Origin of the sequence: Pseudomonas sp., assembly GCF_050739655.1 — a bacterium.
Taxonomy (GTDB): Bacteria; Pseudomonadota; Gammaproteobacteria; order Pseudomonadales; family Pseudomonadaceae; genus Aquipseudomonas.
On record NZ_JBOIBY010000223.1, the window covers coordinates 1 to 22,977 of the forward strand.

Here is a 22,977-nt window from a genome sequence, read left to right on the forward strand (position 1 = left end):
TGGTGCCCAGAGACGGAATCGAACCGCCGACACGGGGATTTTCAATCCCCTGCTCTACCGACTGAGCTATCTGGGCAACGGGGCGCATTAAACGGGTTTTTCAGGGGGTCGTCAAGCAAGTTTTCAAAAAAAATTTAATTATTACCGTCGCTTACGTTCCGCCCCCCGCAAAAGCAGGTTATTCGGACGGCGGCACGTAGCCTTCGGCCTTGGCGTATTCCTCGCCGGAGAAGTACTTGTCCATCTCGCCCTGAAGATATTTGCGATCTTCGGCGTTCATCATGTTCAAGCGCTTTTCGTTGATCAGCAGGGTCTGGTGTTTTTGCCAGTCGGCCCAGGCCTTGGCCGAGACGTGATCAAAAATGTCCTGGCCTTTGGCGCCTGGGAACGGCGCGCGTTCCAGGCCTGGCAATTCTTCTTTGTACTTGCGGCACATGATGGTGCGGGTCATGAGGATTCTCCTGCGTTCAATACGGCGGCCGCGCGTTCAAGCAAGGTCTTTACCGGGGCGGCGAGGCCCAGGCGCGGCGGGGTGGCGAGGTTATACCAGAGCCAGTCGGCCTCGGCCACGTGATGGCCGGCTTCCTGGACCTGGACCAGCCAGGGTTCGATGGACAATTGAAAATGGCTAAAGGTGTGCACCAGGCTGGGTAGCGATTGTTGAGCGCCCAGCTCCAGTGAGTGCTGCGAGGCCAGGTGTTGCAGATCGTCGAGGTCATCGAGTTCCGGCAGGCTCCAGAGGCCGCCCCACAGGCCAGTGGAAGGGCGACGGTAAAGCAGGATTGCGCCTTCAGCGTTGGCGAGCATCGGCATCAGCGTGCGCTTCTGTGGAATGGCTTTACGCGGCTTGGGAATCGGGTAGCGCGTTTCCAGGCCAAGCATGTGCGCTTCACAGCCTTTTTCCAGCGGGCAGAGCAAGCAGCTGGGTTTGCTGCGAGTACAGAGCGTGGCGCCCAGGTCCATCATCGCCTGGGTGTAGGCATTGACTCGATCATGGGGCGTAAAACGTTCAGCGTTCGCCCAGAGCTGCTTGGCGACCTTCGGCTCGCCGGGGTAGCCCTCTTGCGCGGTGAAGCGCGCAAGCACGCGTTTGACGTTGCCGTCGAGGATCGGCGCGCGCAGGCCCATGCTGATGCTGGCGATAGCGCCGGCGGTCGACAGGCCGATGCCGGGCAGGTCGGTGAGTTTTTCCACATCCCGGGGAAATTCGCCGCCGTACTGCTCGACGACGATCTTCGCGGTCTTTTGCAGATTGCGCGCACGGGTGTAGTAACCCAAGCCGGTCCACAGGTGCAGCACTTCGTCTTCCGGCGCAGCGGCCAGGGCTTCGACCGTCGGCAGCGAAGCCATGAAACGGTCGAAGTAATTAAGCACAGTGCTGACCTGGGTCTGCTGCAACATGATTTCCGAGACCCACACCCGATACGGGTTGATGTCCTGTTGCCAGGGCAAATCGTGACGGCCGTGGCGGTCGAACCAGTCGAGTACCGCCGTTGAAAACTGCTCGGCTCTCATCGCTTGAACAGCCCCTTGAGCGCGTCTTTGAGTTCCGGACTGACCTTGTCACCCAGCTTCTCATCGATCTTTTCGCTGATCCGCTCACCCGCCAGTTTGCTCGCGACCTGACCCATGCGTTCGTTATCCAGGCGGCAAGCCTTGGCGCCCAGCTCCAGCGGGCCACGGCAGCGTAGTGGCCATTGGATGCCGACGAATTTCTCACCGACCTGGCAGGCAGGGTCCGGCATGTCGCTCTTGTCGCCTTCGACGATGATGCCGACGCGGTAGTCCATGCCCAGCACCCGCAGGTCGACATCACCATCACCATTGACGGTCATGCTCGGGATGCGCACTTTCAGGTCCGGATTGCTGGCCACGCCGTTACGCAAGTTCAGGGTGCCCTTGAGTTCCTGGAATGGCGTGTCCTTGCCCCGTGGCTCGCCACTGAGGGTTTTGCGGTTGAGGGTGGCGATGCCTTTGCACAGCTGTTGTTCGAGGTTGGCATTGAGCAGCACGCCATTGTTGATGGCGAAACTGGCATTGCCGTTCAGGGTTTCGATCAACGCTTTCTGACTGTTGCCGCTACTGGTCAGGGTGCTGTTGAGTGTGACGAGGCCTTTGACCGGTGGATTTTTACCCTGGCTTTCGAGGATTTTTTCGACGGGGACCTGGCTGATTTGCGTCTGCATGTTCAGTACCGGTGTCTGTTGGCGCACGTCGAGAGTGCCCTTGGCTTCGAAGTTGCCTTCGTACAGGTCGCCACGCAGGCTCGCCAGCGTCAGCAAGCCACCTTGGCCATTGGCCTTGAGAACCGCGTTGTGGATCGGCAGCTTTTCCAGGGTCAACTGGCCGAAGGTCAGGTCGACGTCCACATCCAGTTTGGCAAGGCGCTCCACCGGCAACAGTCGCTCGTTGCTCCAGGCCTCTTTGGTCGGAGATGGCGGCAGCGGCGTGCTGCCGGCGCCTGCCATGGCATCGGCTTCGGTGCTGGCCACTTCAGCCTGACGTACTTGCTTGGTGCTGTTGGCCTCGGCCGACTTCGGCGGCAGGTAACGATCAACGTTGAAGGTGTCCGCCTTGAGCGTTGCACGCAGTGATTGCCTGTCGAAGTCTTCGACGGCAATGCGGCCGCTGAACGTGCTGTCATCGACTTTCAGGTTGATGTCGTCCAGCGTGAGACTGGAAGGCGTGCCGGCGAGGCGGGTGGCCAGTTCGACTTTGCTCAGGCTGCCTTCGGCCATGGCCGGGAGTTTCTGGCCGATGCTGTCGACGAATTTCGCTAGGTCGAATTGGGCAATCGACAGGCCGCCGCTGACCTGCGGGGCTTTGTCGAGGTCGTTGACCTTCAGTTCACCCAAGGCGCGCAGCTGGTTGGCGGAAATCTTGATGCCGGTCCACTCGGCGACGTTGGCTGCCTTGTCCAGCAACAACTGGCCTTGGGCCGCGAACGTCATGGTTTTGCCTTGCAGCGGATCGCCGGCGACTTCGCCGGACAATTTCATGTCTTCAAGTTTGTAGCGCTGCAACGCGCGCTCGAAACGCAGTTCGCCCTTGAGTTCGGTGCGCACCCGCAGGACCGGCTGGTTGGTGCCCAGGAACGCGGTGAGCTTGACCGGAATGTTGGTGGAGTCATGGACTGGGCCGGTGCTCAACTGAATGCTTTCGGCGCTGAATTGCTTGCCGGTTTTTTCGTCGTTGTACTCAACGCGAGCGTTGTTAACGGTCAGGCTGTCGATGTCCAGGCGAATGGGCTGGGACGGTTTTTCCGCCTGGGCGGTGGTTTGCGGTTCAGCCTGGTTGGTGGTTGCGTCGGGCGTCTGCGGGGACGCTGGCTTGGGCACCTTGCCAATGTCTTCCCAGTTGCCGTGGCCATCCTTGTCGCGGTTAAGGCGCAGGTTCAGGCCTTCGACACGCACATCGCTCATCTGCACTTCACGACGCAGCAGCGGCAGCACACGGACCGACAGGCCGAGCATCTGCAGGTCGGCGAACGGCTCGGTGGGTTTGGCCAGGGTCGCGACACCGGCGTCGTGCAATTCCAGGCCCAGCCACGGGAACAGGCTCCAGCCGATATCGCCATTGAGCGTCAGTTCGATGTGGGCCTTGTCGCGGGCAATCTGGCGAATCTCGTCTTTGTAGTCGTTGGGATCGAAGAGGTGGGTCAGGGCGAAGCCCAGCGCCACAATGATCAGCAACAGCCCGAGAAGTACCAGACCCAGGATTTTGCCGAACGCTTTCATGGGCGAGTCCTTGTAGTTAGTCGAATTCGAAATTTAGCCGGGGAGTATAGCGCTCCGAACGAGACGACCGGTCAGCGATCACTCGGACAGGACATCCAGCGGCACATCAACCGGCCTGCGGCAGCTCACACAGGGAGCATGTGCGCCAATAGTGGTACGAGAACAGACAACGTTGCAAAACGTGATGTCAGTTTGGTTTTTCTGTCACGTGCAAATGGTAACCTTCGCCCGTTCGTCGGTCCTTCTGCGACCTGAGGTCGCGTCAAAATGGTGCTTAACCCCGAAAAAACAGTCATGCGTGCGCATTAAGGCTGGGGGCAAAGCGTTGCTGGCGAACCATACTAATAATTGGGGGATGCACAATGACCACGAGTATCGCGGCGGGCGGCTATGCCGATCAGCCTGCGTTCCTGTCCAAGGAGCGCATCATCGCCAAGCCCGGTTTCAACCGTTGGCTGGTACCACCGGCCGCTCTGGCCATCCACCTTTGCATCGGCATGGCCTATGGCTTCTCGGTGTTCTGGTTGCCACTGTCCAAGGCGCTGGGTATCAGCAAGCCGTTGGCCTGTGCGCCGGACATGAGTTTTATCGCTCAAGTCTTTTCTTCGCAATGCGACTGGCCGATCTCGATGCTCGGCTGGATCTACACCCTGTTCTTCATTTTCCTGGGTTGCTCGGCAGCCATTTGGGGCGGTTGGCTGGAGCATGCCGGGCCGCGCAAGGCTGGCGTTGTGTCGGCGCTGTGCTGGTGTGGCGGTCTGCTGATTTCGGCGTTGGGTATCTACACGCACCAGATCTGGCTGATGTGGATCGGTTCCGGCGTCATCGGCGGTATCGGCCTGGGCCTGGGGTACATCTCGCCGGTGTCGACCCTGATCAAGTGGTTCCCGGACAAGCGCGGCATGGCGACCGGCATGGCGATCATGGGTTTCGGCGGTGGTGCGATGGTCGGTGCGCCGCTGGCGACAGCCTTGATGAGCCATTTCGGCTCGCCGGAAGGTGTCGGTGTATGGCAGAGCTTCGTGGCAATGGCCGCGATCTACTTCGTATTCATGATTGGTGGTGCCCTGTCTTACCGCGTTCCGCCAACCGGCTGGAAGCCTGAGGGCTGGACTGCGCCGGCGAAAAAAGCCTCGAACGCCATGATCACCCACCGTCACGTGCACGTGAACGTGGCCTGGAAAACCCCGCAATTCCGCCTGGTCTGGCTGGTGTTGTGCCTGAACGTATCGGCCGGTATCGGCATCCTCGGCATGGCTTCGCCACTGTTGCAGGAAGTGTTCGGCGGCAAATTGTTGGGTAACGACTTGCCGTTCGGTCAACTGGATGCCGGGCAACTGGCCTCGATTGCTGCGATCGCTGCCGGTTTCACTGGTTTGTTGAGCCTGTTCAACATTGGTGGTCGGTTCTTCTGGGCATCGTTCTCGGATTATTTGGGTCGCAAAAACACCTACTTCGTGTTCTTTGCTTTGGGTTTTGCGCTGTACGGGCTGATTCCGAACCTCGGTCATTTGGGCAGCGTCGCGCTGTTCGTGGCGGCGTTCTGCATCATTCTGTCGATGTACGGCGGTGGCTTTGCGACTGTTCCGGCTTACCTGGCGGACCTGTTCGGTACGCAGATGGTCGGCGCGATCCACGGTCGTCTGTTGACGGCGTGGGCGGCGGCGGGGGTGTTGGGCCCGGTGCTGGTGAACTACCTGCGTGAGTATCAATTGAGTATCGGCGTTGAGCGCGCCGCAGCTTACGACATCACCTTGTACATCTTGGCGGGCCTGCTGGTGCTGGGCTTCCTGTGCAACTTGATGGTGCGCCCGGTGGCCGACAAGTACTTCATGACCGACGCGGAACTGGCTGCCGAACAGGCGCTGGGCCACGACAAGGGTGCTGACGCCAGCACGTCGCTGGAGTGGAAAGCGGCGCCGGGCACCAAGCCTTTGGCGATTGCTGCCTGGCTGGCGGTGGGCATTCCGTTGGCGTGGGGTGTGTGGGTGACTTTGCAGAAGACTGCGGTTCTTTTCCACTAACGCCCAAGCTTTGTCCTGATCGTTCCCACGCTCTGCGTGGGAATGCCTCCCGTGGCGCTCCGCGTCACATTCAGAGCGGACGCAGAGCGTCCAGGGGTTCACTCCCACGCAGAGCGTGGGAGCGATCAGTGGTCTTGGGATGCTTGTACTGACATGTACAGAATCAGCGACGCTGAATTCACTCCGTCAGTGATATCACCTCCCGTGTTTCTGTTTGGCGCCCGCACGCCTATAATGGCTGCCTTTTTCGCCCAATGATTTTGCGGAGCTGGTGATGGCCGAACGTATGGCGTCTGTCGAGCGCGACACTCTGGAAACCCAGATCAAAGCCTCGATCAACCTTGATGGCACCGGAAAGGCCCGATTCGATATCGGTGTTCCTTTTCTTGAGCACATGCTGGACCAGATCGCCCGTCACGGGTTGATCGACCTGGATATCGTCAGCAAGGGCGACCTGCATATCGATGACCACCACACCGTGGAAGACGTCGGTATCACCCTCGGCCAGGCTTTCACCAAAGCCATCGGCGACAAGAAGGGCATCCGTCGCTATGGCCACGCATATGTGCCGCTCGATGAAGCGCTGTCGCGCGTGGTGATCGATTTCTCCGGCCGTCCGGGCCTGCAAATGCATGTTCCGTACACCCGCGCCACCGTCGGCGGCTTCGACGTTGACCTGTTCCAGGAGTTCTTCCAGGGCTTCGTCAACCACGCCAACGTCACCCTGCACATCGATAACCTGCGCGGTCACAACACTCACCACCAGATCGAAACCGTGTTCAAGGCTTTCGGCCGCGCGCTGCGCATGGCTGTTGAGCTCGATGACCGCATGGCCGGGCAAATGCCATCGACCAAGGGCGTTCTGTAATGCAGACAGTCGCGGTTATCGATTACGGCATGGGCAACCTGCACTCGGTGGCCAAGGCCCTCGAACACGTCGGTGCCGGCAAGGTCCTGATCACCAGCGATGCGAACGTGATTCGTGAAGCCGACCGGGTGGTTTTCCCCGGCGTTGGCGCGATTCGCGATTGCATGGCGGAGATCCGTCGCCTCGGTTTCGATTCGCTGGTGCGTGAAGTCAGCCAGGATCGCCCGTTCCTCGGCATCTGCGTCGGCATGCAAGCCTTGCTCGACACCAGCGAAGAGAATGACGGCGTCGATTGCATCGGTCTGTTCCCGGGTGCGGTGAAGTTCTTCGGCAAGGACCTGCATGAAGACGGCGAACACCTGAAAGTCCCGCACATGGGCTGGAACCAGGTGAAGCAGACGGTGAATCACCCGCTGTGGCACGACATTCCGGACATGGCGCGCTTCTACTTCGTGCACAGCTACTACATCGCCGCCGCCAACGCGCGCCAGGTGGTGGGTGGCGGTCACTACGGTGTCGATTTCGCCGCCGCGCTGGCCGATGGTTCGCGTTTCGCCGTGCAGTTCCACCCGGAGAAGAGCCATACCCATGGCCTGCAATTGCTGCAGAACTTCGCTGCGTGGGACGGTCGCTGGTAAATGGCCGTCAAGAAATCCAAGCCGCCGATCCTCACGCTCACCCCTGAGCAAGAGAGCGAGGCCAATCGCAAGATCAAGCGTTTCATGGAAGACCGCTTTGAACTCGACCTGGGCTCGTTTGAGGCTGCTGAGATTCTTGAGCTGTTTACCCGCGAAATTGCTCCGCACTATTACAACAGGGCGATTTTCGATGTGCAGACGCACCTCAAAGAGAGGTTCGAAAGCATCGAAAGCGACCTGTGGGCGCTCGAAAAGAGCAGCTGAAAGCTCCAAGCTTCAAGCTGCAAGAATTAATACGCGTGCCTGCTTGCAGCTTATGGCTTGCAGCTAGCAGCTCTTTTGACGAAGGAAAAAGCATGCTCATTATTCCCGCTATCGATCTTAAAGACGGTGCCTGTGTTCGTCTGCGCCAGGGCCGCATGGAAGATTCCACAGTGTTCTCCGATGACCCGGTGAGCATGGCTGCCAAGTGGGTAGAGGGCGGATGCCGTCGTCTGCATCTGGTCGACTTGAACGGCGCGTTCGAAGGCCAACCGGTAAACGGCGAAGTGGTTACCGCCATCGCCAAGCGCTACCCGAACCTGCCGATCCAGATCGGTGGCGGTATCCGCTCCCTGGAAACCATCGAGCACTATGTGAAGGCTGGCGTGAGCTACGTGATCATCGGCACCAAAGCCGTGAAAGATCCAGCCTTCGTCGCTGAAGCCTGCCGCGCTTTCCCGGGCAAGGTGATCGTTGGTCTCGATGCCAAGGATGGTTTTGTCGCCACCGACGGCTGGGCTGAAATCAGCACGGTTCAGGTGATTGACCTGGCCAAGCAGTTCGAAGCCGACGGCGTGTCCGCCATCGTTTATACCGACATCGCCAAAGACGGCATGATGCAGGGTTGCAACGTACCGTTCACCGCCGCACTGGCTGCTGCCACGAAGATTCCGGTGATCGCCTCCGGCGGCATCCACAACCTGGGTGACATCAAGTCGCTGCTCGACGCCAAGGCGCCAGGCATCATCGGCGCAATCACCGGCCGGGCGATCTATGAAGGCACCCTCGACGTCGCCGAAGCGCAAGCTTTCTGCGATTCGTACAAAGGCTGAGGACTGATCATGGCGCTGGCCAAACGTATCATCCCTTGCCTGGACGTGGACAACGGCCGGGTGGTCAAGGGTGTGAAATTCGAAAACATCCGCGACGCCGGTGACCCGGTGGAAATCGCCCGTCGATATGACGAGCAGGGTGCTGACGAGATTACCTTTCTCGACATCACCGCCAGCGTCGACGGCCGCGATACCACGCTGCATACCGTCGAGCGCATGGCCAGCCAGGTGTTCATCCCGCTGACCGTGGGCGGTGGCGTACGCACCGTGCAGGACATCCGCAACCTGCTCAATGCGGGCGCCGACAAGGTGTCGATCAACACCGCCGCGGTGTTCAACCCGGAATTCGTCGGCGAAGCCGCGCAGCATTTCGGCTCGCAGTGCATCGTGGTCGCCATCGACGCGAAGAAGGTGTCCGGGCCGGGCGAAGCCCCGCGCTGGGAGATCTTCACCCATGGCGGGCGCAAGCCGACCGGGCTCGACGCCGTTGAATGGGCGAAGAAGATGGAAGGCCTGGGTGCTGGCGAAATCCTCCTGACCAGCATGGATCAGGACGGCATGAAAAACGGCTTCGACCTGGGTGTGACCCGCGCCATCAGCGACGCGCTGGGCATTCCGGTGATCGCTTCCGGTGGCGTCGGCAACCTGCAACACCTGGCCGACGGTATCCTCGAAGGCCACGCCAGTGCAGTGCTGGCGGCGAGTATTTTCCACTTCGGCGAATACACCGTGCAGGAAGCCAAGGCCTATATGGCCCATCGCGGAATTGTGATGCGTTAAACAAACCGATACAGGCCAGTGGACATCATGGCGGGCTCAAGGCACTCTTGGGTACGCCATGGATTTCGGTAGCCAGACATGCTTAGACGCCTTCTTCTTGCCCTCGCCAGCGCTTCTCTGTTGTTCATCAATGGAGTGCAAGCCGCCGACAGTCCCGATACCGACATGGTGTTGCTGACTGAAAATTTCCCTCCGTACAACATGGCGAAGAACGGCAAGAACTTCGCTCAGGGCGAGAACATCGATGGCATCGCCACGGACATCGTCCGCGAAATATTCAAGCGTACCGACATTACCTATAGCCTGACCCTGCGGTTTCCCTGGGAGCGTGTTTACAAACTCGCTCTGGAAAACCCGGGTTACGGTGCGTTCGTGATGGCGCGGTTGCCGGACCGCGAACGACTCTTCAAGTGGGTTGGCCCGATCGGTCCGGACGACTGGATCATGCTGGCCAAGGCTGACAGTAAGATCACCCTCGAGTCCCTGGATGATGCGCGCAAGTACAAGATCGGCGCCTATAAGGGCGATGCGATTGCCGAGACCCTGACCAAGCAGGGATTGAAGCCAGTGGTGGTGCTGCGCGATCAGGACAACGCGAAGAAACTGGTCAATGGCCAGATTGATCTGTGGGCCACGGGTGATCCGGCTGGGCGCTACCTGGCGCGTCAGGAAGGTGTGAGCGGGCTCAAGACGGTGTTGCGGTTCAACAGCGCCGAGCTTTACCTGGCGCTGAACAAAGACGTGCCGGACGAAACGGTTGCCAAGCTGCAAGCTGCGCTGGATCAGTTGCGCAAGGAAGGCAAAGTGGAAGAGATCATGGCGCGGTATCTCTAACATCCAACACTCCAATGTGGCACCAGGTTAGCGGTAAGCCCCATCCTTGCCATGCGCAGTCGTCGCCCGATTGCTGCGTACGCTGATCATCTGCTTGATATCAATCCACTCAATTCCCTGAGCCTTCAATTTTGGCAGCTCGCGCTCCAGTACCGCGAGGGTTTGCGGGTAGGGGTGCCCGATCATCACCGCCGAGCCCTGTTTGCGCGCCAGGCTTATCGCCGTCTGTAGCTGGGTGAAAATCGCCGCCTCCGTGCGCTCATCGTCGAGAAATACATCACGCGAGACACTGGCCAGTTGGATCTTCTGTGCCTCTTTCGCGGCCACGGTTTGTGCGCTGGTACGGCTGTCGACGAAGAATTTGTGGCGCCGCTGCAAGTCGCTCATCAACCAGGCCATCGCGGCAGGTTGCGCGGTCATGCGGCTGCCCATGTGGTTATTGATGCCTGCGGTGTAGGGCACCATTTTGAACGCGGCATTCAGGCGTTTCTCGAGTTCATCAATGGGAAGCTCGGGATGCCAGGCAAATGGCCCGGTGGCGGGGTCCATGGGCATGTGCAGGATGACGGTTTTGCCGGCGCGATGGGCTTCGCGGGCGAATTCGGTAGCGTGAGGTGTGTCCGGCATGATTGCCGTGGTGACTGGCCCGGGCAAGGCGAGCACGCGGCGATCCCGGGGCAGGTTTTGCCCCAGGTCGTCGATGATCAGGCTTACATAGACTTTGTGAGGCGTCGACCTGGCGGGTTCTGCGTGAACCGTACCCACCAGGCAGCACAACAGGACGAAGATGAAACGCAAACCCATCCTCAACGGCCGGACGTGATGCTCAGGCCTTTGAGCAGGCTCAGGGCCTGGGCCAACTGGTAATCGTCATCCTGTGGCATTGGCTTGGCTTTGCTGGAACTGCTTGGCTTGTCGGCGCCGCCATTACCATTGCCCAAGTGCCCTTGCAGATCGGCTTCCTTGAAGTACTCGCTGTCCTGCTCGCTGGTAATCTTGGCCTTGCGTACCTCGATGTCCGGCACGATGCCCTGGGCCTGGATCGAACGGCCATTAGGCGTGTAATACAGCGCCGTGGTGATTTTCAGTGCGCGCTCGTTATTCAGTGGCAGTACGGTTTGAACCGAGCCTTTGCCGAAGCTTGGGGTGCCCATGATCACTGCACGTTTCTGATCCTGCAGGGCGCCGGCCACAATTTCCGAGGCCGAGGCGCTGCCGCCGTTGATCAGCGCAACCATCGGCACGGCTTCGCTTTCATCCTTGCCAGTGGCGGAGAAACGCAATTCGGAGTTGGCGATTCGGCCTTTGGTGTAGACGATCAGGCCCTTGGTGATGAAATGGTCGACCACTTCTACCGCGGCCTGCAGTACGCCACCGGGGTTGTTGCGCAGGTCGAGGATGATGCCGTTAAGCTTCTTGCCGTTTTCCTTGCGCAGCTTGGCCAGAGCCTTGGAGACCTCTTCGCCGGTCTTGACCTGGAACTGGGTGATGCGGATGTAGCCGTAGCCGGACTCCAGCAGCTGCGCCTTCACGCTCTTCACTTGAATGATGGCGCGGGCCAGGGTCACGTCGAATGGCGTGCCGCCGTCGCGTACCAGGGTCAGGGTGATTTTTTGGCCGATCTTGCCGCGCATTTTGTCCACGGCTTCGGTCATGCTCTGGCCACGGGTTGGCTGGCCGTTGATCTTGACGATGAAGTCGCCCGCCTGAATACCGGCCTTGGAGGCCGGCGTGTCGTCGATCGGCGATACCACTTTGATGAATCCGTCTTCGGCGCCGACTTCGATGCCCAGGCCGCCGAATTCGCCGCTGGTGCTTTCCTGCAATTCAGCGAAGTCTTCAGGGCCCAGATAGGCAGAGTGCGGGTCGAGGTTGCTGAGCATGCCTTTGATCGCGTTTTCCAGCAGGGTCTTGTCGTCTACCGGCTCGACATACGCGGCCTTGATCCGATCCATGACCTCGGCAAAGGTGCGCAACTCTTCCAAAGGCAGTGGCGCCTTGGTGGTCGCAGCAGTGCCCGCAGGCGCAACCGCCGGGGCCGGTTGAGCGGCAAACGCCAGGGGCGCGCCGATCACCAGGGCGATCGCCAGGGCCAGCGAGGTAAGGCGGGACAAATGCAGCATGTCGAACGAACTCCTAATTAGGTCGCACGCTTATCCTTGCGCGCGGCACCATTGCGCCGGATCACTCGGGTGACCCTGCTGACGAATAGCAAAATACAGCGCTGGCGTGTCCTGTCCGCCACTGCTACCGACAGTGGAGATGGACTCACCGGCTTTCACCACATCACCCGCAGACTTGAGTAGCGTCTGGTTGTGACCGTAAAGACTCAAAAAACCGTTGCCGTGGTCGAGAATCACCAGCAACCCGGCGCCGCGCAACCAGTCGGCGAACACCACGCGACCGCCGTGCACCGCGTGCACTGCGCTGCCGGCAGAGGCACCAATCATCACACCGTCCCATTTGGTGCGGGCATCGTCGCCACGACTTTCACCGAAGCGTGCCAGCAGTCGACCATCGACAGGCCAGGGAAGTCTGCCGCGAGTAGACGCAAACGCACCGCCAAAAGTTTCGCCGGAGCTGGAAACCAGTGCGCCAGGTGTCGATTTGACGGGTTTGCGCGGGGCATCAGTCTCATCTGCTTGAGCCTGAGCCTCACGTAAACGCTTTTTTTCGGCTTCCTGCTGGGCAATCAGCGCTTTTTGTCGCGCTTCTTCTGCCTCACGAGCCTGGCGAGCCAGGGTTTCTTCAATGGTTTTAAGGACTTTAGACAGGTCTGCCTGATCCTGCTCGCGGGCTGCCAGTTTCTGGTCGCGAGCCTTTACGTCGTCATTGAGCTTGGCCAGGACTTGCTGGCGCTCCTGACGGACTTTATCGAGTTCTTCGCGCTGGGTGTCGAGGCTGCTTTTCTGTACCAGCAATTGCGCCTGCTGCATGGCGATGTCTTTTTCGACATTGGCCAGTTGGCGCAGGGTTTCGTTGAAGTTTTTCAGCTGCTCCAGGCGCGCCTGGCTCAGATAGTCGTAATAGGTGAGGGTGCGAGCGAATTTTTCGGGATTCTGTTGGTTGAGCAACAGCTTCAAATACTCCTGACGGCCGTTCTGGTAGGCCGCGCGGGCCTGGATGGCGATCAGTCGTTGCTGTTCAGTGCGCGCGCTCTGGAGTTTTTTTTTCTCCGCATCGAGCCGCTGCAGCTCGGATTCACTCTTTTTCAGCTCTTTTTGCAGGGCTTCAACCTGCTTTTCGAGCTGGCCCATTTCGGTCTCGGTGCCCTTGAGGTCTTTTTGCACACCGGATTTTTCTTCCTGCAGCTTACCCAGCAGTTTTTTCAGCTCGGCAATGTCCTGACGCGTGGCGTCCAACTGTTGTTGGGTTTGCGCGCGCTCGTCAGCGAAGGCCGGTTGGAGCAGGCAAGTCAGAGCGAGGGCTATCAGGACGCGGAGCATAGAGGCGGGCAGCACCAGGGAAAGGAAGGCCTAGTATGCCCGCCATGGACAGCAAAAAAAATGCCCAAATGGGACTGTGTGATAACTGGATAGAAAAACACCATAAACAACTGTGGGAGCTAGCCTGCTAGCGATTGCATCAGCACATTCAACAAGGGTGTTGGATGTCAGATTGCTATCGCTAGCAGGCTAGCTCCCACAGGGTATTGCAGTGATTAGACGAGGATCGAAGTGCCGGTCATTTCCGCCGGTTTTTCCAGGCCCAGCAGCTTGAGCATGGTCGGTGCCACGTCTGCCAATACGCCGCCTTCACGCACCTTGAGGTCGCGCTTGCCGACATAGATGAACGGCACTGGCTCGGTGGTGTGGGCGGTGTGGGCCTGGCCGGTGGTTTCGTCGGACATCTGCTCGACGTTGCCGTGGTCGGCGGTGATCAGCGCTTCGCCGCCGACTTTTTCCAGCGCGTCAACGATACGGCCGACGCACTGGTCCAGGCATTCAACAGCCTTCACCGCAGCTTCGAACACGCCGCTGTGGCCGACCATGTCGCCGTTGGCGTAGTTGACCACGATCACGTCGTAGCGCTGATTCTCAATGGCATCGACGATGCGATCGGTGACCTCCGGCGCGCTCATTTCCGGCTGCAAGTCGTAGGTGGCGACTTTCGGCGATGGAATCAGGATGCGTTCTTCGCCCGGGAATGGCTCTTCGCGACCGCCGGAAAAGAAGAAGGTCACGTGTGCGTACTTCTCGGTTTCGGCGATTCGCAGTTGGGTCTTGCCGTTTTTCGCCAAATAATCGCCCAGTACGTTTTCCAGGCTGCCTGGCGCGAAAGCCGCAGGGGCAGGGATGCTGGCGGCGTATTGGGTCAGCATCACGAAGCCGGCCAGTTTTGGCTGACGGCTGCGTTCGAATTCCTTGAAATCGGCTTCGACGAACACGCGGGACAGCTCGCGGGCACGGTCGGCGCGGAAGTTCATGAACACCACGGCATCGCCGTCTTCGACTTTCACCGGCTCGCCGATGGAAGTGGCTTTGACGAATTCGTCGCTCTCGCCTCGTTCGTAAGCCGCTTGCAGACCTTCCTGGGCGGTGGCGGCGTTGAATTCGCCCTGGCCGTCGACGATCAGGTTATAAGCCTGGGACACGCGATCCCAACGGTTGTCACGGTCCATCGCGAAGTAACGACCGATCAGGCTGGCGATGCGGCCTTTGCCCAGGGCCTGGAAGGCGGCGTCAAGCAGTTCGATCGACGATTGCGCGCTTTTCGGCGGCGTGTCGCGGCCGTCGAGGAAGGCATGCAGATAGATTTTCTCGGCGCCCCGCTTGGCGGCCAGTTCGGCCATGGCCACAAGGTGATCCTGGTGGCTATGCACGCCGCCATCCGACAGCAGGCCCATGAAATGCACGGCTTTGCCAGCGGCGACAGCTTTATCCACCGCTGCACAAATGGTCGGGTTCTCGAAAAACTCGCCGTCGCGGATCGATTTGGTCACGCGAGTGAAGTCCTGATACACCACACGGCCAGCGCCGAGGTTCATGTGGCCGACTTCGGAGTTGCCCATCTGGCCATCCGGCAGACCGACGTCCATGCCGCTACCGGAGATCAGGCCGTTCGGCACGGTGGCCCACAAACGGTCGAGCACGGGCTTTTTGGCCGCGTAGATGGCGTTGGAGTCAGGGTTTTCACTATGACCGAAGCCGTCGAGAATCATCAGGACCAAAGGTTTAGGCGTGGTAGTCATGGAATCCACTCGTGGCTGAATTAAAAAATGGGCGATGGAAAAATGGGAGTGGCAGTTTAAAGCGAAGTTCCGGCCACGTCACCGCCAGACGGGGTTTGGCCCACCATAGTGGCTGTGTATACTGGCCGACATTTTAATGCCCTGGAACCTCCTTCGATGGTTGCTCACCTGATTGAATTTGCCACTAACCACTACATTCTCGTCGGTATCTTCGTCGTACTGCTGGCCACGCTGATTGTCTATCAGATGCAAGGCGGCGGCCGTAGCCTGAGCACCGGTGAGCTGACCGGCCTGGTCAACAAAGACGCTGGCGTGGTGATCGACATTCGTCCGACCAAGGACTTTGCCGCCGGTCACATTGTTGGCGCGTTGAACATTCCGCACGACAAGCTGGCCGCCCGTGTCGGCGAGCTGGAAAAGCACAAGGCCAAGACCATCATCCTGGTCGATGCCATGGGCCAGACCGCTGGTACCCACGCTCGCGAGCTGATGAAGTCCGGCTTCACCGCCGCCAAGCTGTCCGGTGGTGTTTCCAGCTGGAAAGCCGACAATCTGCCGCTGGTGAAGTGATATGAGTAACGTCGTCGTCTACTCCAGCGATTACTGCGGTTACTGCTCGCGAGCCAAATTCCTGCTCGAGAGCAAAGGCGTGGCCTTCGAGGAGATCAAGGTCGATGGCAAGCCTCAGGTGCGCGCCGCCATGGCTCAGAAAGCCGGACGCACGTCCGTGCCGCAGATCTGGATCGGCGAGCGCCACATTGGTGGCTGTGATGATTTGTTTGCCCTGGATCGCGTAGGTAAGCTCGACGCGCTGCTCAAGGCCTGAATTCCATACCCTATAAAAGCCCAAGATCAGAAAGGATCTGAGATGACTGACCAACAGAACACTGCAGCTAGCGAAGAAGAAACCGCACCGCAATTCTCCTTGCAGCGCATCTACGTACGCGACTTGTCCTTCGAAGCCCCGAAAAGCCCGGCGATCTTCCGCCAGCAGTGGGAGCCGAGCGTCGGTCTGGATCTGAACACCCGTCAAAAGGCGCTGGAAGGTGACTTCCACGAAGTCGTGCTGACCCTGTCGGTCACCGTGAAGAACGGTGAAGAAGTAGCCTTCATCGCTGAAGTGCAACAGGCCGGTATCTTCCTGATCAAGAACCTGGACGATGCTTCGATGAGCCACACCCTGGGCGCGTTCTGCCCGAACATCCTGTTCCCGTACGCTCGTGAAGCGCTGGACAGCCTTGTGACCCGTGGCTCGTTCCCGGCCCTGATGCTGGCTCCGGTGAACTTCGACGCGCTGTACGCGCAAGAGCTGCAACGCATGCAGGCGGCTGGCGAGACTCCGACCGTTCAATAAGCGGCGCTGCTGAAAATCGCGGGCAAGCCCGCTCCCACAGTGGACAAGGTGAATCACAGATTGTGTGAACACCAAAGAACCCTGTGGGAGCGGGCTTGCCCGCGATTGTTTCTAGCAAGCGAAAATGATCGCGGGGTTACTTGAAGTCGTTTTGGCGCCAGGCTTCGTACACGGCGACCGCCACAGTGTTCGACAGATTCAGGCTGCGGCAACCTTCTCGCATCGGCAGGCGCAGGCGTTGCTCGCCAGGCAGCGCATCCAGCACTTCGGCGGGCAGCCCACGGCTTTCCGGGCCGAACAGGAAGGCATCACCCGGCGCGAAGCTCACATCGTGGAATGGCCGCGAGCCCTTGGTGGTGAAGGCGAACACCCTTGGATGGCCCAGGCTTTCCAGGCAGCTCGCCAGGTCCGCGTGGCGTTGCAGGGTGGCATACTCGTGATAGTCGAGGCCGGCCCGGCGCAGGCGCTTGTCGTCCATCTCGAAGCCCAGCGGTTCGATCAAATGCAGGTGGCAGCCACTGTTGGCGCACAGCCTGATAACGTTGCCGGTATTCGGCGGAATTTCTGGTTGGAAAAGGATGACGTGAAACATGCACGGCTCCGAAGGTAAAGATGAGCGGCATTCTACGCCGCAAGCCGACAATCGTTCGAAACAATTCCCGCGTGTCATGGCTTCGCTGGCGATTGTGGGGCTGATGGTGGGCCTGATGATCGGTCGCCTGACCACACCTGACCCCAGCGAGCTGCAGCAGCTTGAGGTGACAAGCGACGGTCTGGTGGTGTGGTTCAACAACGAACCCAAGACCCATGGCGAGATCGTCGATGGCAGTGTCGCGCTGTTGTTTGAAGCTCAAGGCAAGACGCAAAAGGGTCAGCTCAAGCTCAACGGTAAGGACGTGAACTGGCGAACGCGCAAGAGTGATGGGGGGTTGTTGCTGACGCTGGTGGCGGCCCGGCCCCTGCAGGGAGAGTGGACCGGTAGCGAGGTCGATGACCGCTGGCGACTGGAGATCCATCTCCGGGAGCAATAAAAGAGGGAAGCCCCGGCCTGCCTGTACCAAGGTCCCCAAACGGGAGGGTTCGCGCATTGCGGCGTGAACCCGGTGTAAAGAAGGAATCCCTGGCCTGCCTGTACCAGAGACCCCAAAAGCGGATGGGCTCGTCGCTTGTGCGGTATGAGCCCGATGTAAAGAGGGGAATCCCCGGCCTGCCTGTACCAAGGTCCCCGAAACGGGTTAGTGAATCGAATCACTGAATGGACTATTGCAGGCGGCGTGCCAGGTTTTAATAAGTTGAAACAGAAAGCAGTGCATGCGCGTTGAAAGCCCCGTGATTCGGGGCTTTCGTGTTTTTTCGGTAGTGGTTCGGATGTGAACGCAGGCAGGAAATCGCATCGGTTGCGGTGCGCGATTGCGGTTCACGGTGCATTGCGGCGGTGCACCCGGCCCTGAAAAGCTTCGCGGGCAAGCCCGCTCCCACAGTGGCCTTGGTGATACACAGATTGTGTGAACACCAATGATCCCTGTGGGAGCGGGCTTGCCCGCGAATGGATCTAACTGACAATGAAGAACTAAAGGCTATTTAGCCCTCATCCCCCTCATCATCATCCCCACCATCGACCTTCATCCCCAGCTCCTTGATCTTGCGTGTCAGGGTGTTACGACCCCAGCCCAGCAAAACCGCAGCATCGCGGCGGCGCCCAGCGGTGTGTTTGAGGGCGGTCTCAATCATGATCCGCTCAAAAGTCGGCACCGCACTGTCCAGCAGGCTCGACTGCCCACGGGCCAGCGCCTGATCCGCCCATTGACGCAGCGCTTGCTCCCAGTTGGTCACCGGCGCCGAATCCTGTGGCAGGCTCAGCAGCTCCGGCGGCAGATCGCCGATGTGCACTTCGCGACCGGAAGCCATTACCGTGATCCAGCGACAGGTGTTCTCCAGCTGGCGCACGTTGCCCGGCCACGGCAGGTTTTTCAGGTATTCCTCGGTTTCGTTTTTCAGCAGCTTCGGTTCGACGGCCAGTTCTTGCGCGGCACGGCTGAGGAAGTGCTTGGCCAGGGTCGGGATGTCTTCGCGACGATCCGACAGGCGCGGGATGTGGATGCGAATCACGTTGAGGCGATGGAACAAGTCTTCACGGAATTTCCCGGCGTGTACCAGGGTTTCCAGATTTTGGTGGGTGGCGGCGATGATTCGCACATCAACCTTTACCGGAACGTGACCACCCACGCGGTAGAACTCGCCATCGGCCAGTACGCGCAGCAAGCGGGTTTGCGTGTCCGCCGGCATGTCGCCGATTTCATCGAGAAACAGCGTGCCGCCGTCAGCCTGTTCGAAACGACCGCGACGCAAGTTGGCTGCGCCAGTGAACGCGCCTTTTTCGTGGCCGAACAGTTCGGACTCCATCAAGTCTTTTGGAATGGCGGCCATGTTCAGCGCAATGAACGGCGATGCTGCGCGAGGGCTGTGGCGGTGCAGGGCGTGGGCAACCAGTTCCTTGCCGGTGCCCGATTCGCCGTTGATCAGCACGGTAATGTTGGAGTGGCTCAAGCGCCCGATGGCGCGAAATACTTCCTGCATCGCCGGCGCTTCACCGATGATTTCCGGGGTGCGGGTCAGGGTCGGAGCGACTTCCAGGCCTTGTTGTTCCTGGGCGTGCTGATTGGCGCGTTTAACCAGGGACACCGCTTCGTCGACGTCGAACGGCTTGGGCAGGTACTCGAACGCACCACCCTGATAGGACGCGACAGCGCTGTCCAGATCCGAATGCGCCGTCATGATGATCACTGGCAGCCGTGGGTGCTGTTCGCGAATCCGCGCCAGTAGGTCCAGGCCGCTGGCGCCGGGCATGCGGATATCGGAGATGATCACATCCGGTTGCTGGCGCGCCAGGCGGCTCATCACGCCATCGGCGCTGTCGAAGCTCTGCGTGGTCATGCCTTCCTGCTGCAAGGCTTTTTCCAGGACCCAACGGATAGAACGGTCGTCATCGACGATCCACACGGTTTCACTACGGCTCATGTCGATGTGGCTCCTTGTTCCAGTGGCAGAAAGATCGAGAACGTGGTGTGGCCTGGGTGGCTGTCACACTCGATCAGGCCCTGGTGCTGGCTGATGATGTTCTGGGTAATGGCCAGGCCCAGCCCGGTGCCGTCCGGACGACCGCTGACCATAGGGAAGAAAATGGTTTCCTGAAGTTCCGCAGGAATGCCCGGACCGTTGTCGATGATTTCGATCTTGGTCACCAGGCGATGGCGCACGTGGCCGATAGTGAACTGACGCATGGTGCGCGAGCGCAGGGTGATGCGACCCAGGCGCAGCTCGTTCTGGCTACTGATGGCCTGCATCGCATTGCGCACGATGTTCAGTACGGCCTGGATCATCTGTTCGCGATCGATCAGGACGTCGGGAATGCTCGGGTCGTAATCGCGCACCAAAGTGATGCAGCCCTGGCTTTCCGCCTCGACCAGCTGACAGACACGCTCCAGTACTTCATGGACGTTGCACATGGCCAGCGAGGGCAGCTTGTTGGAGCCGAGCATGCGGTCAACCAGATTGCGCAGACGGTCGGCCTCTTCAATGATCACGTTGGTGTAATCGCGCAGGCTCTCTTCTGGTAGTTCGCGGGCCAGTAACTGCGCCGCGCCGCGAATGCCCCCCAGCGGATTCTTGATTTCGTGAGCGAGGCCGCGCACCAGCATCTTGCTGGTTTCCTGTTTCGACAGCTGCGCCTCTTCCTTTGTGATGCGCAACAGACGGTCGCGGGGATGGACTTCGAGCAGCAGCATCGTGTCGCCGCCGCTCAGAATCGGTGTGACCGCGTAATCGACCGTCAGTGTCTGGCCGGTCAGCGCCGTGAGCATGGCTTCGCGCTTGGTGAACGGGTGCGCTTGCTGCACCGCCTGGCGCAGGGAATTGAGCGCCTCGGTGGATTCGGTGAACAACTCGCTGATGAACTGTCCGTGGCTGCGCTGACCGCTGATGGCCAAGAGCATTTCCGCCGCCGGGTTCATGTACTCAAGGCGCAACTCGGCGTCGAGCAGAATCGTCGCGGTGGTCAGGTTGTCGAGCAACAAGCGGTGTAGTGCGTCACTGATGGTCATTCGGGACCTCTTTTGGCGCATGAATAAAAAGCCGATGAGAGGAATCTGCAAGAACCAAACCAAGGCTCCGAAAAGAAGCGTTCATCGCCTGAAACGGGCGTTTAACGCTCGATTGCGTGGCGCTTTGCGGGTTCTGGCGAGTAATTTCGAACCAAAATGGGTTGTCACTCCTGTGCGATGCAACTATTTGCACCAATATAGTGCGTAAACCCTTGCAGGGTTAGAAATCGCGCAAAAGTGATTATTTTTCTTCGGCCGGTTTATCGGCGAGCGGGCATTCCGGGCGTTGGCCGAAGTCGCTGAGGGTGCAGGGTTTGACCTTGCGTTTCTGTGCGAGGGTCATGCGCAGCATGTGGAATGGCTGATTGGCGGTGCGTTCGACGGTTCGACCCTTTTCGTCGAGGACTTCCACGGACAGATGATGGGTGCCTCGATCAATGTTGCTCAGCGGGAACACCGGGCTGATACCGGGCTTGGCTGTAGGCTGGCCATCGAGCAACAGGCGGTAGCGATGGCCCCGTTGCAGGCCGGGCTCGCTGGTGATGCTGACGATGAGTTCGCCAGCAGTGCTGCGCACGGTGGCATCAGGCTCCGGGACCAATATGCGCAACATGTCGTAGTGAAACTGTGGTTTTTTTTCGGGCGACTTTGTCGTGATCGTCGATGCAGTGTCAGGGGCAGCCATTCGATTGCCGGTTGCCAACGGTACGCGTTTGGCGTTGCCCGGTTTCGGCTGGTCAGTGAAGGCACGATTGCCCTGGGCATCGATGTAAGTAAAGACCTCCGCTTGGGCGGGCAGGGTGAGCAGGCAGGTGATCAGCGGCCAGTATTTCAAGGTTTGTGCACCCGCTGCACGGTGAAGGTCACGCTGGGGCTTTGCTGTACCACGGTTTCGCCTTCAATGACCTGGACGGCAAGACTGTGCAGGCCGCGATCAATGTTGACCAATTGCAGGGCCGGCACATTGCCCGGCTGACCGTAAGGTTGGTCGTCCAGTAACAGTCTGAACAGATGCGACCCTTGCAGGCGCGGTTTGATCAGCACGTTGACGGTGAAGGTGCCGTTGTTGGCGCGCAGGGCTTCGGTGGTGGGCAAGCCTTTGAGTTCAAGTACTTCGTAGGTGCCCTCGGATTGCTCGCGGCTACCGGCTTTGGCCGTTGGTGCAGGATTGCCCTGAGACTGGGGTTCGACGCTATTGAGTGGCGGCAAGTCGACCGGTTGGGCGGGCACGCCATCAGGCGGTTGATTGCTGTAGGCGGTATTGCCGTCGGCATCTGTGTACTTATAGATCTGTGCGGCGGCGGGCAGGGCGGTCAGCAGCAAAATGTAGAGAAAACCACGAGGCATGACATCGGCCGGGAACGAAAGCGTTGGGGTGCAGCATAGGTCAGGGTGCCTGGTTGGCCCAGCTTGTTTATTTCTGGATATAGAAGGGCAAGGTCAAAAAATCGCAGCCTTCGGCAGCTCCTACAGGGTTTCGCGTACAGCTGTAGGAGCTGCCGAAGGCTGCGATCTTTTGATTTTTTCAATAAAAAAGGCCTCCCGAAGGAGGCCTCTTGTTCACGCCGCTTGCGCAGGTGCTACCGGATTAGCAGCTGTAGTACAGCTCGTATTCCAGTGGGTGTACGAAGGTACGTACCTTGATTTCTTCTTCGCTTTTCAGAGCAATGTAAGCGTCGATGAAGTCGTCGGAGAACACGCCGCCTTTGGTCAGGAACGCACGACCTTTGTCCAGCTCTTCCAGGGCTTCTTTCAGGCTGCCGCAAACTTGTGGGATCTCTTTCGCCTCTTCAGGCGGCAGGTCGTACAGGTTTTTGTCAGCTGCATCGCCAGGGTGGATCTTGTTCTGGATGCCGTCCAGGCCAGCCATCAACAGTGCGGCGAAGCACAGGTACGGGTTGGCAGCCGGATCCGGGAAGCGTGCTTCGATACGGCGGGCTTTCGGGCTCGACACGTAAGGAATACGGATCGAAGCGGAGCGGTTACGGGCCGAGTAGGCCAGCATCACTGGAGCTTCGAAGCCTGGAACCAGACGCTTGTAGGAGTTGGTCGCCGGGTTGGTGAAACCGTTCAGCGCCTTACCGTGCTTGATGATGCCGCCGATGAAGTACAGGGCGGTATCGGACAGGCCGGCATAGCCTTCGCCAGCGAAGGTGTTCTTGCCGTCTTTCCAGATGGACATGTGAACGTGCATGCCCGAACCGTTGTCGCCGTACAGAGGCTTAGGCATGAAGGTAGCGGTACGGCCGTAAGCATCGGCAACGTTGTGCACGACGTACTTCAGGGTCTGGGTTTCGTCGGCTTTCTTCACCAGGGTGTTGAACTTGACGCCGATTTCGTTCTGGCCGGCAGTTGCC

Annotated in this window: 23 protein-coding genes, 1 tRNA gene and 1 pseudogene; 11 read left to right on the forward strand and 14 right to left on the reverse strand. The window is 59.4% G+C overall.

What is annotated here, in order from left to right; genetic code table 11:
* From ACRESJ_RS11010 to ACRESJ_RS11025, 4 genes are all read right to left on the reverse strand, one after another.
* Window positions 1–76: transfer RNA gene (locus ACRESJ_RS11010), tRNA-Phe, on the reverse strand.
* Between the two features lie 102 nt (window positions 77–178).
* The gene (locus tag ACRESJ_RS11015) at window positions 179–451 is read right to left on the reverse strand and encodes an oxidative damage protection protein (protein ID WP_110965884.1); all 273 of its coding nucleotides are present in this window, start codon (window positions 449–451) and stop codon (window positions 179–181) included.
* Window positions 448–1,515, reverse strand: coding sequence for an A/G-specific adenine glycosylase (gene mutY / locus ACRESJ_RS11020; protein WP_431757927.1), 1,068 nt, complete (start codon window positions 1,513–1,515; stop codon window positions 448–450). Before mutY ends, ACRESJ_RS11015 begins: the two co-directional genes overlap by 4 nt.
* Window positions 1,512–3,737: an AsmA family protein gene (locus tag ACRESJ_RS11025; protein ID WP_431757928.1), complete on the reverse strand. Its 2,226-nt coding sequence runs from the start codon at window positions 3,735–3,737 to the stop codon at window positions 1,512–1,514. The genes mutY and ACRESJ_RS11025 overlap by 4 nt, the downstream gene beginning before the upstream one ends.
* 362 nt (window positions 3,738–4,099) lie before the next feature.
* Between ACRESJ_RS11025 and ACRESJ_RS11030 the strand changes: the two genes are divergently transcribed.
* The 7 genes from ACRESJ_RS11030 to ACRESJ_RS11060 all read left to right on the forward strand — a co-directional run bounded on the left by ACRESJ_RS11030 (window position 4,100) and on the right by ACRESJ_RS11060 (window position 9,975).
* Window positions 4,100–5,761 (forward strand): OFA family MFS transporter, encoded by a 1,662-nt coding sequence (locus ACRESJ_RS11030; protein WP_431757929.1) that lies wholly within the window; start codon window positions 4,100–4,102, stop codon window positions 5,759–5,761.
* 274 nt (window positions 5,762–6,035) lie between these two features.
* Complete coding sequence (gene hisB, locus ACRESJ_RS11035) at window positions 6,036–6,629, forward strand: imidazoleglycerol-phosphate dehydratase HisB (protein WP_007939452.1); 594 nt, start codon at window positions 6,036–6,038, stop codon at window positions 6,627–6,629.
* The gene (gene hisH / locus ACRESJ_RS11040; protein ID WP_431757930.1) at window positions 6,629–7,267 is read left to right on the forward strand and encodes an imidazole glycerol phosphate synthase subunit HisH; all 639 of its coding nucleotides are present in this window, start codon (window positions 6,629–6,631) and stop codon (window positions 7,265–7,267) included. The genes hisB and hisH overlap by 1 nt, the downstream gene beginning before the upstream one ends.
* Window positions 7,268–7,531: a DUF2164 domain-containing protein gene (locus tag ACRESJ_RS11045; protein ID WP_431757931.1), complete on the forward strand. Its 264-nt coding sequence runs from the start codon at window positions 7,268–7,270 to the stop codon at window positions 7,529–7,531. It abuts the gene before it with no gap.
* A 92-nt stretch (window positions 7,532–7,623) separates the two neighbouring features.
* Window positions 7,624–8,361, forward strand: a complete 738-nt coding sequence (gene hisA, locus ACRESJ_RS11050; protein WP_008041005.1) for a 1-(5-phosphoribosyl)-5-[(5-phosphoribosylamino)methylideneamino]imidazole-4-carboxamide isomerase — start codon at window positions 7,624–7,626, stop codon at window positions 8,359–8,361.
* A 9-nt stretch (window positions 8,362–8,370) separates the two neighbouring features.
* Complete coding sequence (gene hisF / locus ACRESJ_RS11055; protein WP_329513889.1) at window positions 8,371–9,141, forward strand: imidazole glycerol phosphate synthase subunit HisF; 771 nt, start codon at window positions 8,371–8,373, stop codon at window positions 9,139–9,141.
* Window positions 9,142–9,219: 78 nt separating this feature from the next.
* The gene (locus ACRESJ_RS11060) at window positions 9,220–9,975 is read left to right on the forward strand and encodes a substrate-binding periplasmic protein (RefSeq protein ID WP_431757932.1); all 756 of its coding nucleotides are present in this window, start codon (window positions 9,220–9,222) and stop codon (window positions 9,973–9,975) included.
* Window positions 9,976–10,002: 27 nt separating this feature from the next.
* Here the strand turns inward: ACRESJ_RS11060 and ACRESJ_RS11065 are convergent, their stop codons facing one another.
* The 4 genes from ACRESJ_RS11065 to gpmI all read right to left on the reverse strand — a co-directional run bounded on the left by ACRESJ_RS11065 (window position 10,003) and on the right by gpmI (window position 15,166).
* Window positions 10,003–10,779 carry a divergent polysaccharide deacetylase family protein gene (locus ACRESJ_RS11065; RefSeq protein ID WP_431757933.1) on the reverse strand — a complete coding sequence of 259 codons (777 nt, stop codon included), beginning with the start codon at window positions 10,777–10,779 and terminating at the stop codon, window positions 10,003–10,005.
* Between the two features lie 2 nt (window positions 10,780–10,781).
* Window positions 10,782–12,098, reverse strand: a complete 1,317-nt coding sequence (locus ACRESJ_RS11070) for a S41 family peptidase (RefSeq protein WP_431757934.1) — start codon at window positions 12,096–12,098, stop codon at window positions 10,782–10,784.
* A 30-nt stretch (window positions 12,099–12,128) separates the two neighbouring features.
* Window positions 12,129–13,421, reverse strand: coding sequence for a murein hydrolase activator EnvC family protein (locus tag ACRESJ_RS11075; protein ID WP_431757935.1), 1,293 nt, complete (start codon window positions 13,419–13,421; stop codon window positions 12,129–12,131).
* Between the two features lie 215 nt (window positions 13,422–13,636).
* Entirely contained in the window at window positions 13,637–15,166 is a 1,530-nt protein-coding gene (gene gpmI, locus ACRESJ_RS11080) for a 2,3-bisphosphoglycerate-independent phosphoglycerate mutase (protein ID WP_431757936.1), read from the reverse strand.
* A 156-nt stretch (window positions 15,167–15,322) separates the two neighbouring features.
* On the opposite strand from gpmI, the gene ACRESJ_RS11085 reads away from it, so the two are divergent.
* The 3 genes from ACRESJ_RS11085 to secB are packed head-to-tail and all read left to right on the forward strand — an operon-like array spanning window position 15,323 to window position 16,520.
* A complete protein-coding gene (locus tag ACRESJ_RS11085; protein ID WP_431757937.1) occupies window positions 15,323–15,736 on the forward strand; it encodes a rhodanese-like domain-containing protein in 414 nt (137 codons plus the stop codon).
* A gap of 1 nt (window position 15,737) precedes the next feature.
* Complete coding sequence (gene grxC / locus ACRESJ_RS11090) at window positions 15,738–15,992, forward strand: glutaredoxin 3 (RefSeq protein WP_431757938.1); 255 nt, start codon at window positions 15,738–15,740, stop codon at window positions 15,990–15,992.
* Window positions 15,993–16,034: 42 nt separating this feature from the next.
* Window positions 16,035–16,520, forward strand: a complete 486-nt coding sequence (gene secB / locus ACRESJ_RS11095) for a protein-export chaperone SecB (RefSeq protein ID WP_008058540.1) — start codon at window positions 16,035–16,037, stop codon at window positions 16,518–16,520.
* A 136-nt stretch (window positions 16,521–16,656) separates the two neighbouring features.
* Here secB and trmL read toward each other — a convergent pair whose 3' ends face one another.
* Window positions 16,657–17,112, reverse strand: a complete 456-nt coding sequence (gene trmL / locus ACRESJ_RS11100; RefSeq protein WP_431757939.1) for a tRNA (uridine(34)/cytosine(34)/5-carboxymethylaminomethyluridine(34)-2'-O)-methyltransferase TrmL — start codon at window positions 17,110–17,112, stop codon at window positions 16,657–16,659.
* On the opposite strand from trmL, the gene ACRESJ_RS11105 reads away from it, so the two are divergent.
* Complete coding sequence (locus tag ACRESJ_RS11105; RefSeq protein ID WP_431757940.1) at window positions 17,111–17,551, forward strand: hypothetical protein; 441 nt, start codon at window positions 17,111–17,113, stop codon at window positions 17,549–17,551. The two genes, trmL and ACRESJ_RS11105, sit on opposite strands and share 2 nt — an antisense overlap.
* 550 nt (window positions 17,552–18,101) lie before the next feature.
* Here ACRESJ_RS11105 and ntrC read toward each other — a convergent pair.
* The 5 genes and pseudogenes from ntrC to glnA form a co-directional block, all read right to left on the reverse strand.
* Window positions 18,102–19,538 (reverse strand): nitrogen regulation protein NR(I), encoded by a 1,437-nt coding sequence (ntrC, locus tag ACRESJ_RS11110; protein ID WP_137804065.1) that lies wholly within the window; start codon window positions 19,536–19,538, stop codon window positions 18,102–18,104.
* Entirely contained in the window at window positions 19,535–20,620 is a 1,086-nt protein-coding gene (gene glnL, locus ACRESJ_RS11115) for a nitrogen regulation protein NR(II) (RefSeq protein WP_431757941.1), read from the reverse strand. The genes ntrC and glnL overlap by 4 nt, the downstream gene beginning before the upstream one ends.
* A gap of 241 nt (window positions 20,621–20,861) precedes the next feature.
* Window positions 20,862–21,455: a DUF4124 domain-containing protein gene (locus tag ACRESJ_RS11120; RefSeq protein WP_431757942.1), complete on the reverse strand. Its 594-nt coding sequence runs from the start codon at window positions 21,453–21,455 to the stop codon at window positions 20,862–20,864.
* A complete protein-coding gene (locus ACRESJ_RS11125; RefSeq protein WP_431757943.1) occupies window positions 21,452–21,967 on the reverse strand; it encodes a DUF4124 domain-containing protein in 516 nt (171 codons plus the stop codon). Before ACRESJ_RS11125 ends, ACRESJ_RS11120 begins: the two co-directional genes overlap by 4 nt.
* 241 nt (window positions 21,968–22,208) lie before the next feature.
* Window positions 22,209–22,977: pseudogene (gene glnA, locus ACRESJ_RS11130) on the reverse strand (glutamine synthetase); the annotation flags it as partial.

What these genes read in the sequence shown, in the direction of transcription:
- ACRESJ_RS11075 (WP_431757935.1), bottom strand. Translation starts at nt 13,421, where the DNA reads ATGCTCCGCGTCCTGATAGCCCTCGCTCTGACTTGCCTGCTCCAACCG.
- ACRESJ_RS11030 (WP_431757929.1), top strand. Translation starts at nt 4,100, where the DNA reads ATGACCACGAGTATCGCGGCGGGCGGCTATGCCGATCAGCCTGCGTTC.
- grxC (WP_431757938.1), top strand. Translation starts at nt 15,738, where the DNA reads ATGAGTAACGTCGTCGTCTACTCCAGCGATTACTGCGGTTACTGCTCG.
- ACRESJ_RS11085 (WP_431757937.1), top strand. Translation starts at nt 15,323, where the DNA reads ATGGTTGCTCACCTGATTGAATTTGCCACTAACCACTACATTCTCGTC.
- hisB (WP_007939452.1), top strand. Translation starts at nt 6,036, where the DNA reads ATGGCCGAACGTATGGCGTCTGTCGAGCGCGACACTCTGGAAACCCAG.
- ACRESJ_RS11105 (WP_431757940.1), top strand. Translation starts at nt 17,111, where the DNA reads ATGCACGGCTCCGAAGGTAAAGATGAGCGGCATTCTACGCCGCAAGCC.
- trmL (WP_431757939.1), bottom strand. Translation starts at nt 17,112, where the DNA reads ATGTTTCACGTCATCCTTTTCCAACCAGAAATTCCGCCGAATACCGGC.
- hisF (WP_329513889.1), top strand. Translation starts at nt 8,371, where the DNA reads ATGGCGCTGGCCAAACGTATCATCCCTTGCCTGGACGTGGACAACGGC.
- ACRESJ_RS11045 (WP_431757931.1), top strand. Translation starts at nt 7,268, where the DNA reads ATGGCCGTCAAGAAATCCAAGCCGCCGATCCTCACGCTCACCCCTGAG.
- ACRESJ_RS11070 (WP_431757934.1), bottom strand. Translation starts at nt 12,098, where the DNA reads ATGCTGCATTTGTCCCGCCTTACCTCGCTGGCCCTGGCGATCGCCCTG.
- ACRESJ_RS11015 (WP_110965884.1), bottom strand. Translation starts at nt 451, where the DNA reads ATGACCCGCACCATCATGTGCCGCAAGTACAAAGAAGAATTGCCAGGC.
- glnL (WP_431757941.1), bottom strand. Translation starts at nt 20,620, where the DNA reads ATGACCATCAGTGACGCACTACACCGCTTGTTGCTCGACAACCTGACC.
- ntrC (WP_137804065.1), bottom strand. Translation starts at nt 19,538, where the DNA reads ATGAGCCGTAGTGAAACCGTGTGGATCGTCGATGACGACCGTTCTATC.
- ACRESJ_RS11060 (WP_431757932.1), top strand. Translation starts at nt 9,220, where the DNA reads ATGCTTAGACGCCTTCTTCTTGCCCTCGCCAGCGCTTCTCTGTTGTTC.
- ACRESJ_RS11025 (WP_431757928.1), bottom strand. Translation starts at nt 3,737, where the DNA reads ATGAAAGCGTTCGGCAAAATCCTGGGTCTGGTACTTCTCGGGCTGTTG.
- ACRESJ_RS11125 (WP_431757943.1), bottom strand. Translation starts at nt 21,967, where the DNA reads ATGCCTCGTGGTTTTCTCTACATTTTGCTGCTGACCGCCCTGCCCGCC.
- secB (WP_008058540.1), top strand. Translation starts at nt 16,035, where the DNA reads ATGACTGACCAACAGAACACTGCAGCTAGCGAAGAAGAAACCGCACCG.
- mutY (WP_431757927.1), bottom strand. Translation starts at nt 1,515, where the DNA reads ATGAGAGCCGAGCAGTTTTCAACGGCGGTACTCGACTGGTTCGACCGC.
- gpmI (WP_431757936.1), bottom strand. Translation starts at nt 15,166, where the DNA reads ATGACTACCACGCCTAAACCTTTGGTCCTGATGATTCTCGACGGCTTC.
- ACRESJ_RS11065 (WP_431757933.1), bottom strand. Translation starts at nt 10,779, where the DNA reads ATGGGTTTGCGTTTCATCTTCGTCCTGTTGTGCTGCCTGGTGGGTACG.
- hisA (WP_008041005.1), top strand. Translation starts at nt 7,624, where the DNA reads ATGCTCATTATTCCCGCTATCGATCTTAAAGACGGTGCCTGTGTTCGT.
- hisH (WP_431757930.1), top strand. Translation starts at nt 6,629, where the DNA reads ATGCAGACAGTCGCGGTTATCGATTACGGCATGGGCAACCTGCACTCG.